Origin of the sequence: Streptomyces sp. SID3212 (assembly GCF_009865405.1) — a bacterium.
Taxonomy (GTDB): Bacteria; Actinomycetota; Actinomycetes; order Streptomycetales; family Streptomycetaceae; genus Streptomyces.
In genome coordinates, this window is the sequence record NZ_WWJY01001079.1 from 1 (window position 1) to 9732 (window position 9732).

Annotated in this window: 6 protein-coding genes; 3 read left to right on the plus strand and 3 right to left on the minus strand. The window is 71.7% G+C overall.

The window, feature by feature from the left end; translation table 11 throughout:
- Positions 1-1085, minus strand: a 1085-nt coding sequence (locus GT042_RS32075) for a sigma-70 family RNA polymerase sigma factor (RefSeq protein WP_345944004.1), incomplete at its 3' end; no start/stop codon positions are given.
- A gap of 1510 nt (positions 1086-2595) precedes the next feature.
- Positions 2596-3339 carry a helix-turn-helix domain-containing protein gene (locus GT042_RS32080; RefSeq protein WP_161312208.1) on the minus strand — a complete coding sequence of 248 codons (744 nt, stop codon included), beginning with the start codon at positions 3337-3339 and terminating at the stop codon, positions 2596-2598.
- Positions 3340-3683: 344 nt separating this feature from the next.
- Here GT042_RS32080 and GT042_RS32085 point away from each other — a divergent pair, with 344 nt between their 5' ends.
- Both GT042_RS32085 and GT042_RS32090 read left to right on the plus strand, forming a co-directional pair.
- On the plus strand, positions 3684-5153 hold the full coding sequence (locus tag GT042_RS32085) for an NAD(P)/FAD-dependent oxidoreductase (RefSeq protein ID WP_161312209.1): 1470 nt from the start codon (positions 3684-3686) through the stop codon (positions 5151-5153).
- A gap of 280 nt (positions 5154-5433) precedes the next feature.
- Positions 5434-7131, plus strand: a complete 1698-nt coding sequence (locus tag GT042_RS32090; RefSeq protein WP_161312210.1) for an ATP-binding SpoIIE family protein phosphatase — start codon at positions 5434-5436, stop codon at positions 7129-7131.
- Between the two features lie 20 nt (positions 7132-7151).
- Here GT042_RS32090 and GT042_RS32095 read toward each other — a convergent pair whose 3' ends face one another.
- A complete protein-coding gene (locus GT042_RS32095) occupies positions 7152-8489 on the minus strand; it encodes an MFS transporter (protein ID WP_161312211.1) in 1338 nt (445 codons plus the stop codon).
- A 111-nt stretch (positions 8490-8600) separates the two neighbouring features.
- Here GT042_RS32095 and GT042_RS32100 point away from each other — a divergent pair, with 111 nt between their 5' ends.
- Positions 8601-9167 carry a MarR family transcriptional regulator gene (locus tag GT042_RS32100; RefSeq protein ID WP_161312212.1) on the plus strand — a complete coding sequence of 189 codons (567 nt, stop codon included), beginning with the start codon at positions 8601-8603 and terminating at the stop codon, positions 9165-9167.
- The last annotated feature ends 565 nt before the right edge of the window (positions 9168-9732 follow it).

The window sequence follows — 9732 nt, forward strand, 5'->3', positions numbered from 1 at the left end:
GCAGCAGCGGCCCCAGCCGCGCCCGCAGCGCCCGCCGCCCCGCCGCCCGCGATGATCCCCGCCGCCTTGAGCGAATAGCCCGCCGCGAACCAGCCGATGACCGCGATCGGGACCAGCGCCGGGATCCCGGAGTTGACGTACGCCAACTCCCCCGCCGCGACGCGGCACTTCGCACACGACTCCAGGTGCTTGCGCAGCCCCCGCTCCGCCCGCATCCGCAGCCCGCCGCGCGCGTACGCGCCGAGCCGGTCGGCGTAGCGGGCGCAGTCGCCGCCCGAGGTGAGCGCGGTGCTCACGTGGGCCTGGAGGTACGCCTGTTTGAGACCCTCGCGCGCCCGCCCGGCCAGCACGGCCGTCGCGTTGGCGCTCAGCCCGAAGAGCGGCGCGACCTCGCTGGGCGACTCGTCCTCGACCGTGGTGTGCCAGAGGACCGCCTGCCAGCGTTCGGGAAGGCTGCGGAACGCCTGCATGGCGAGGGACTGTTCGGCGTCGTGCATGGCCCGTACGTCCGCGCCGAGGTCGAGCGTGTCCACGTCCGACACCTCAGCGACGCGCGCGGCCTGTGCGGCGAACAGCGCGAAGTCGTCGACCAGTTGCTCGCGCTTGGCGGACTTCGTCCAGGATGCGGCGACGCGCCGTACGGTCGTCAGCAGGTAGGCACGCACCGCCTGCTCGGGCCCGGCCCCGCCGCGTACGGCCTGGAGCGTACGGGCGAACACCTCGGCCGTCAGGTCGTCGGCGGTGTGCGCGTCACGGCAGCAGGTACGGGCGTAACGCCGCACCGCGTCCGAGTGCCGGTGGAACAGCTCCTCGTACGCACTGTCGTCACCGTCCCGCATCCGCTGAACCAGGTCGGCGTCCGACCGGGACAGTGCGGCGGCAGGCAGCTCCAATGTCGGTACGTCGACGTCCTCGCCGAACCAGGGATCGTCCTCGGTCCCCCGCTCCCGCTGCGCAGGCACGCTGCCGTCCCCATCGCCCACAGCCGAACGCCCCCCACCCCCAAGCCCCCCGCCACCGCTACCAGGCACACCCCCAACCCCGAAGAAGCCACGCCCCCCACCGGCCCCACCCTGCTCCGGCACCCCCGCGTCGCGGCGCTCACTCGGCCCCGGCAAACCCACATCGCGCCCCCCACCTTGCCCAGGCACGCCCGCGCCACTGGACCCACCCTGCCCCGGCACACCCGGCACACGCGGACCACCCGACGCGCCCGCAGTATCCGAAGCACCAAGGCCACCAGGACCGTAGGGGTCACCAGAACCACCGTCGGGGCCAGCAGACGCATGAGGCCCCCCCGGCCATCCGGCACCACCAGCGCGCCCCGGCCCGCTGGCACGACTGTGCCCGCCAGGACCCTCGTGCTGAGTGAGGCTTTCCTGACCACCGGGGTGACCAAGGCCTCCTGTCCCACTGGGACGACCAGACTCGTCAGGACCACCTTGCCGACCAGGGCTTTCCGGTCCATCTGGCCCACCAGGCCCACCAGAGACCCCTGGCTCATCTGGTCGACCAGGGCCTCCCGGCCCACTGGGACGACCAAGCCCACCGGCCTCACCAGAGGCACCCTGCTCACCCGCTCCACCAGAGCTTCCAAGCTCACCGGAACCATCAGGCCGACCAAGGCCTCCCGGCCCACTGTGACGGTCAGCCCCATCGGGACCCCAGTGCCGACCGGAGTTTTCCGGACCGCCCAGCCCGGCAGGCCCAACAGAGCCTCCCGGTGCAGACGGCTCTCCGCGACCGCCAGGGCGATCTGGGTTTCCAGGTCGACCAGAACCGTTGGGCCGGTCAGGCATCCCGGGAACGCCTCCTGGCGTGGACGGTCCTCCGGGACTGCCAGGTCGGCCTGGGTTTCCAGGTCTGTCGGAACCGTTGGGCCGGTCAGGCATCCCGGCAACGTCTCCCGGCGCGAGCCGCCCTCCGCGACCGCCAGGTCGGCCCGGGCTTCCCAGTCCGCCGGAACCGTCGAGCTGGCCAGGCACTCCCGGATCGCCGGGACCACTCAGGCCGGCCCCCGGAACACCAGGACCACCCGCGCCTCCCGGCGCGAACGGCTCTCTGGGGCCGCCCTGGTTCGGTACCTGCCAGGACGTCGGGCCGTCAGACTCCGTACCCCCTTCGGCGCCGCCGCCGGGCGGCTCCGTGCCGCCACCAAGTGGCTCGTCCCGTCCATCACCGCTCATCGCGGAAGCCCCCGCACGCACTGTCCGACCCACACACCCGGTCAGCGTGCCACAGCGCGCCGCGCCCAAGCCCTCTCAAGCTCCGCAACCACTCGTCCGGGGTCGTTTCCCGGGCCGGAGCCCCCACACTTCACCCGTTCGGGGAAGCCTCAACAGCCCCTGGAAGTACGCCAGTTCGAGCCGGAGTCGTGCGGCGGAGGCCCCCCGGTGCCGACCGCCGGAGGCACCCGGTCCGGACCGGTGAGGCCGCCGGTCAGGGACGGAAGGGTAACGGCGGTGCGAGGACCCTAGGGCCCCGTGGAGCACCTGGCGCCGGCCACCGAGCGCACCCCGCGCCAGCCCCTGGGCGCACCCGCGCCGACCGCCGAAACACCGACCGCCTCACACCCCCCGCCCGGCCCGCCGCACCTCACACCGGTCGCGACCGCAACCCCTCCAGCAAGATGTCCAGCAGCCGCGCCGACGCCGCCGCCTGCTGCGCCGCGTCCGGCAGGGACGGTGCCGCCGTGGCGATCACCAGGAGGACATCCGCCACCGTCACATCGACGCGCAGCTCACCCGCCTCGCGCGCCCGCTCCACCAGCTGCCCCACGACCTCCAGCAGCTCCACCGCCCCCGGATCGTCCAGGTCGTCCACCGACAGGCGCGCCTCGACCACCCGCAGGTCGGGCTGGCCCGCCTGGCGTTGCTGGGGTACCCGGCCCTCGGGCGCCTGACCGCGCGCCCCCGCCGGGTCGTCGCCGTCCACGCCCACCCGTAACACCTGGGGAGGCAGCAGCCGCCCCGCGCCGGACGCCACCGACGTACGGAGGAAGCGGGAGAGGGCCGACCAGGGCTCCTCCTCCTGCCCCAGCGCCGTACGCGCCTGGTCGGTCAGCCGGGAGGTCTCCTCCTCGGCTATCCGCCGCACCAGGACGTCCTTGCTCGGGAACCGCCGGTAGACCGTACCGACACCCACCCGGGCCCGGCGCGCCACGTCCTCCATCGGCGCCCCGTACCCCAACTCGCCGAACACCTCGCGAGCCGCTCGCAGTACATGTTCCAGATTGCGCTGTGCGTCCACGCGGAGCGGAGCTGATCGCCCGCCCGCACCCAACCGGCCTTCCCCGTCCGAGACGACGGCAGCCTGCCAATGCGAATCCTGAATGTGCATAAGCGTTCCCCCGGTAATGATGTCTCCCCCCGGAGACTCCCCGCTTGACAGTCGACGATGTGAGCCTGTCCCGTCACAGGCCGTACACCCCGACGAGGTACGAACATAGTTGAGCCCGGGTCAATTCAGAAGGGGGTAGTTCCGCACGGAGCATGCCCCGATCGGAGCAAGGACCGGAAGATGGGTGATTCAACCATCTCCCCCACCCCTCCCCACCCGCTCTGACCTGGCTTCCTCCGGCATTACCGGCGCATTTGCGCACCCCGCCCCGCCGACCGCCTCCGGTCACACAATTTGTCGGGGCTGTGGACAAAGCCTTGAGGGCGTTGCGTCATGGGGGAGTGATGGCTGAGATCTCCCGGGGGACGACCCCCGCACCCCCGCCCGCCGCGCCTCCCGCGCGCATTCTTGTCATCGGCGGCGGCTACGTCGGCATGTACACCGCGCTGCGCCTCCAGCACAAGCTCAGAAGCGGCGAGGCCGAGGTCACCGTCGTCACCCCCGAGCCCTATATGACGTATCAGCCATTCCTCCCGGAAGCGGCGGCCGGGAACATTTCCCCCCGCCACGTCGTCGTCCCGCTCCGGCGTGTGCTGTCCGGATGCACGATCGTCCTCGGCGAGGCCGTCTCCATCGACCACACCCGGCGCACCGCCACCCTCAGGACCCTCGGCGCCGAGGACGAGGGCGACGGCACCGTCGACGTCACCTACGACGAACTCGTCCTCGCCCCCGGCTCCGTCTCGCGCACCCTCCCCGTCCCCGGCCTCGCCGAACACGGCATCGGCTTCAAGACCGTCGAGGAGGCCATCGGTCTGCGCAACCACGTCATCGAGCAGATGGACATCGCCTCCTCCACCCGCGACCCCGCCCTCCGCGACGCCGCCCTCACGTTCGTCTTCGTCGGCGGCGGCTACGCGGGCGTCGAGGCCCTCGCCGAACTGGAGGACATGGCCCGCTACGCCACGCGGTACTACCACAACCTCAAGGCCGAGGACCTGAAATGGATCCTCGTCGAGGCGACCGGCCGGATCCTCCCCGAGGTCGGCGAGGAGATGGGCCTCTACGCCGTCCGTGAGCTGCGCGCCCGCAACATCGACGTACGGCTCGACACCCGCCTCGACTCCTGCGAGGACCGCGTCGCCGTCCTCAGCGACGGCACCCGCTTCCCCACCCGCACCCTCGTCTGGACGGCCGGCGTCAAACCCCACCCCGTCCTCGCCGCCACCGACCTCCCCCTCGACAAACGCGGCCGCCTCACCTGCACCGCCCAGCTCGGCGTCGAGGGCGCCGAACACGCCTGGGCCGCCGGCGACGCCGCCGCCGTACCCGACCTGACCGCCGCCGAACCGGGCGCGGAGTGCGCGCCCAACGCCCAGCACGCCGTCCGCCAGGCCAAGGTCCTCGCCGCGAACCTCCTCGCCTCCCTGCGCGGCGAACCCCTCCAGGACTACCGTCACAAGTACGCGGGCTCCGTCGCGTCCCTCGGCCTCCACAAGGGCGTGGCGCACGTCTACGGCCGTAAGCTCAAGGGCTATCCGGCCTGGCTGATGCACCGCGTGTACCACCTCAGCCGCGTCCCCACCTTCAACCGCAAGGCCCGGGTGCTCGCGGAATGGACCCTCTCGGGGCTCTTCAAGCGGGAGATCGTCTCCCTAGGCTCGCTGGAACACCCGCGCGCCGAATTCGAACTCGCCGCGGGAGGCCGCAGGACCGACCCCGCGGGAGGCTGGAAGACCAACGCGGCGGAGGGCTACAACACCGAGGACACGCCCAGGGACACGCCCAAGGACACGCCGGGCGACCCGTCCTAGGACGGTGGACACCGGCGCCGGAGGACCGGTCACGTCAGCGGCGACCTCACCGGCCGTATCACCGGCCATATCACCGGCGACACCACCGGTGATCCCGACGACCGGCCCTCCGCCGGTGCCCGCCGCCCGTCCGGTCGGCGACACTGGAGCCGTGACCCGCGTGTGACCATAGGTGGGCTCACCTCTGCACAGAGTGATCCGGTGCACCGACTGATCCGGCACGCTCGGCTCCGCTCGGCCAAGACGAACAGCAACACGACCCCATGAGGCCTGAACAGACGTGAATTTCACGCGTTGGAGCGCCCGGCTCCCCGGTACGCAGCGCCGCGCCGCCGCGCGGACCGACCGCGGCTCCGTGCCCGCGGCCCGTGGTGAGTACGAGCGGCGGCCCGACCCCGCGCCGGACGGCGTCCCCTCCTTGGAGGACCTCTCCGTACGGGAGATCCTGGGCGAACTACCCGCCCTGGTGGCCCTCGTGTACGGCCCCGAGCACCGCCTCGCGTACGTCAACGACGCGTACGCGACCGCCTTCGGCCCCCGTACCGTCGGCACGCTCGCGGCGGACAGCTGCCCCGAACTCGCCGAACTGGGCCTCCTGCCGCTCCTCGACCAGGTGCTGCGCAGCGGCAAGCCCCGTACGGTCAAGTCCCGCAAGGTCCACGTCCGCGGCCGTTCCGACCGCCACCAGGACGGCCCCGACCGCCCCGACAAGCCGGAGCGGCCCGACAGGCCCGAGACCGGCGAAGGCTCCTACACGGTCACCTGCACCCCCGTCGGCTGCGCCGACTCCGGCGGCGTCCTCATCTTCGCCGCCGACGTCACCGACCACGCCGAGGCCGCCGAACGCCTCCGCACCAGCGAGCGCAGACACCGGCAGACCGCCGTCACCCTCCAGCGCTCCCTCCTCCCGCAGGAGTTGGAGCAGCCCGACGACCTGCGCGTCGCCGCCACGTACCAGCCGGGCGGCAAGGACGCGGCGGTCGGCGGCGACTGGTACGACGTCATCACCCTCGGTGCCGGCCGTACGGCCCTGGTCATCGGCGACGTCATGGGCCGGGGCGTCCGCGCCGCCGCCGTCATGGGCCAACTCCGCACCGCCGTACGCGCCTACGCGCGCCTCGACCTGCCCCCGCACGAGGTGCTGCAACTCCTCGACGGACTCGCCGCGGAGATCGACGCCAGCCAGATCGCCACCTGCGTCTACGCCGTCCACGACCCCGACGAGGGCCGACTCGTCTACGCCTCCGCCGGCCACCTCCCGATCCTCGTACGCGACGAGGACGGCGCGGTCGAACGGGCGGCGGACCCCACGGGCCCCCCGCTCGGCACCGGCGGCTGGCAGCACACCTCCGGCAGCATCGCGCTCCCGCCCGGCTCCACGGCCGTGCTCTACACGGACGGCCTCGTCGAGCGCCGGGGCGAGGACATCGACGAAGGCATCGAGTCCCTGGAACGCGCCCTCGCGGGCGCCAAGGGCTCGCCCCAGGTCGTCTGCGACCGGCTGATCCGATCCCTCGGCGTGACGGCCGACCACGACGACGACGTGGCCGTGCTCGTCCTCCAGTACCCGGCGCGTACGGGCCCCGACGCCGAGCTGTTCCACAACGCGGCGCTCGACCTGCTCGGCGGCATCGAGGCCGCCCCGCGCGCCCGCGCCTTCGCCTCCGGAGTGCTCTCCTCCTGGCGGTTCCCGGTCGAACTGCGCGACCTGGGCGTGCTCGCCACCAGCGAACTGGTGGCCAACTCCCTCCAGCACGGCACCCCGCCCATGCGCCTCAGACTCCGCCGCACCGACCGCCGGCTGATCATCGAGGTGACGGACGGCGACGACCACCTGCCACGCCGCCGCCGCGCCGAACCGGCCGACGAGGCGGGCCGCGGCATCTCCATCGTCGCGACGATCGCCTCGTCCTGGGGATCCCGCCGCACCCCGGGCGGCGGCAAGGCCGTCTGGTGCGAGTTCGCCCTGCCCCGCTGAGGCGAGCCCGCCCCGCGCCGTCAGCCCACCCGCTCCGGTACGGGTTCCGTCGCCACGGGCTCCGCCTTCTCCGCGCCCTCCGGCAGCCGCCGCGCGACCACCCGCGAGACCGCCACGAGAGACGGCCGGTCCTGCGCGGGCGTGAGCCGCCGGCCGAGCCGCAGCGCCAGCACGGTGATCCCCAGCGAGAACAGTACGAACGTCACGATGTACGGCCCGTGCAGCGACGCCCCCATGGGACCGCCCACCGTCGGACCGACCGCCAGCGCCAGCTGCTTCACCAGTGCGAAGGCCGAGTTGTACTGCCCGACCATCGACGTCGGCGCCAGATCGGCCACCAGCGGCGCGACGGTCGGCGCGAGCATCGCCTCGCCGAGCCCGAAGAGCGCGTACGTGGAGATGAAGGCGGCCGTCGCCATCGTCGTACTCCCGTGCCCGAGCCCCGCGTACCCCGCGACGATCCAGGCCACGGTCCAGATGAGCCCGACAGCCGCGATCACCCGGGTACGACTCCGCCGCTCGACCAGCCGCAACACCACGAACTGCGCGATCACGATCACCGCCGTGTTGGCGGCCAGCGCGACCCCGAGCGTCGACGGGTCGATCCCCGCGGCCTCGGTGCCGTACGCGGCGAGCCCCGACTCGAACTGCCCGTAACAGGCGAAGAACACCACGAAGCCCAGCCCGAGCAACTGCACCATCGCGCGGTGACGGAGCAGCGCCCGCAGCCCGCCACCCCCGGCGGAGCCCTTGTCCTCCTTGGGCAGCGCGCTCACGGCGAAGGCGGCCGGACGCGGCAGCCTGACCGAGGCGGCCATGCCGGCCAGGACGAGGAACATCACGGCCTCGACGGCGAAGAGCAGCGTGAAGCTGCCCGGCCGGTCCTGGTCGACGATCTGCCCGCCGACCAGCCCGCCGACCCCGAGCCCGAGGTTCGCCAGGAAGAACTGGGTCGCGAAGGCCCGCGTCCGGGTCGCCGCCGTCGAGCACCACACGATCATCGTGGCCAGCGCCGGCTGCATGACGGCCGTACCGGCACCGAGCAGCGCCGCCGACATCACCGCCGTCGGCACACTCCCCGAGAACCCCATGGCGAGCGCCCCCGCCGAGGCCAGCACCGCCCCGCTCACCAGCACGGGCAGCGGACCGCGCCGGTCGATGATCCGCCCGGTGAAGGGGAGGACGACCAGAGCGGCCATGGCGAAGACGGCCAGCACCACACCGGCGGTACCGGCGCCCAGATTCCGCACCTGCGCCACGTACACATAGAGGTACGGGACCGTGAACCCCAGCCCGAACGCGCTCAGCGCGTTGCCCGCCTGGATCCTGCGCATGGCCGCGCCCCACTCCCTGGTCACACTCACCCACCTAAGAACTGACGTCCGAAGACTTAGAAGCTAAAGTTAAGACCTTAACAATACACATCGAAGGGCTTAGAAGCCAACGCGCACCCGTGCGATACTTCCCCGATGTCCGACACCCCGGCCAAGCCCGCCCCACAGGGCCTCCAGGAGCCGAGCCTCGACGAGCAGATCGCCGCCTACCAGCGCGAATTCCGCGACCTCGACCCCCAGGTCGAGAAGATCGTCTCGGCGCTGGGCCGCCTGAACCGCCGCATGAACGTCGCGTACGGCCGGCAGGTCGCCGACCTCGGCATCAGCAACGCCGAGTGGGAGGTGCTCAAGACCCTCGTGGTCTCCGGAGCCCCCTACCGCCTGGGCCCCGGCGAACTCGCCAAGCGCCTCGGCCTCACCCCGGCCGCGATGACGCACCGCATCGACCGCATGGCGGGCGACGGCCTGGTCACCCGCGACCGCGACGAGAACAACCGCGTACGGGTGATCGTGGAGCTGACCGACGTGGGCCGTACGAAGTGGCTCGCGGCCATGCGCATGGCGTCGGACTTCGAGGAGGAGCTGCTCCAGGACCTCTCGGGCGACGAACGCGGGGTGCTGGGCGAGATGCTGATCCGCCTGCTGCGCAGGGTGGAACACGCCCAGCCGGACGCGGGCGGACGGCTGACGGATCTGGACTGAACGGGGGGCTTGACAGCCCCACGCCGCGTCCGTAAGGTTCTTCGAGTTGTCACGGGGCCGGTACGGCCCGGCGGCAGCCACTCCCGCCGCGGACGCGGCACCCAAACTCAGCACGATCTCCCAGCCGGGATGTATTTTCGCATGCCGAAATACATTTCGAACTCCCGATCTCTCGATTATGAGTCGCCTGGGGAATCCGCTAGTGTTCGGGACGTCGGAACGGCCGAAGGGCCGGGAAGGCAAACCCCCTCTGACTGGGAATCAGGCCCGAAAGGTTCTGGTAGAGTCGGAATCGCTGGAAAGGGAAACGCGAAAGCGGAAACCTGGAAGGCGAGCCCCGCCGGCCGGGGAAATCGGATACGAAAGCATCTGATAGAGTCGGGAACACGAAATACCGAAGGGAAGCGCCCGGAGGGCCCCGGAGACGGGACCGAAGGAAGCGTCCGTTCCTTGAGAACTCAACAGCGTGCCAAAAGTCAACGCCAGATATGTTGATACCCCGGCCTACTCAACCCTTGTGGTTGGTGGGTTGGTGGTTCCTTTGAAGAACAAAACACAGCGAGGA

Excerpts from the sequence above, each read along its gene's own strand:
- GT042_RS32080 (WP_161312208.1), bottom strand. The coding sequence starts at position 3,339 with ATGCACATTCAGGATTCGCATTGGCAGGCTGCCGTCGTCTCGGACGGG.
- GT042_RS32085 (WP_161312209.1), top strand. The coding sequence starts at position 3,684 with ATGGCTGAGATCTCCCGGGGGACGACCCCCGCACCCCCGCCCGCCGCG.
- GT042_RS32100 (WP_161312212.1), top strand. The coding sequence starts at position 8,601 with ATGTCCGACACCCCGGCCAAGCCCGCCCCACAGGGCCTCCAGGAGCCG.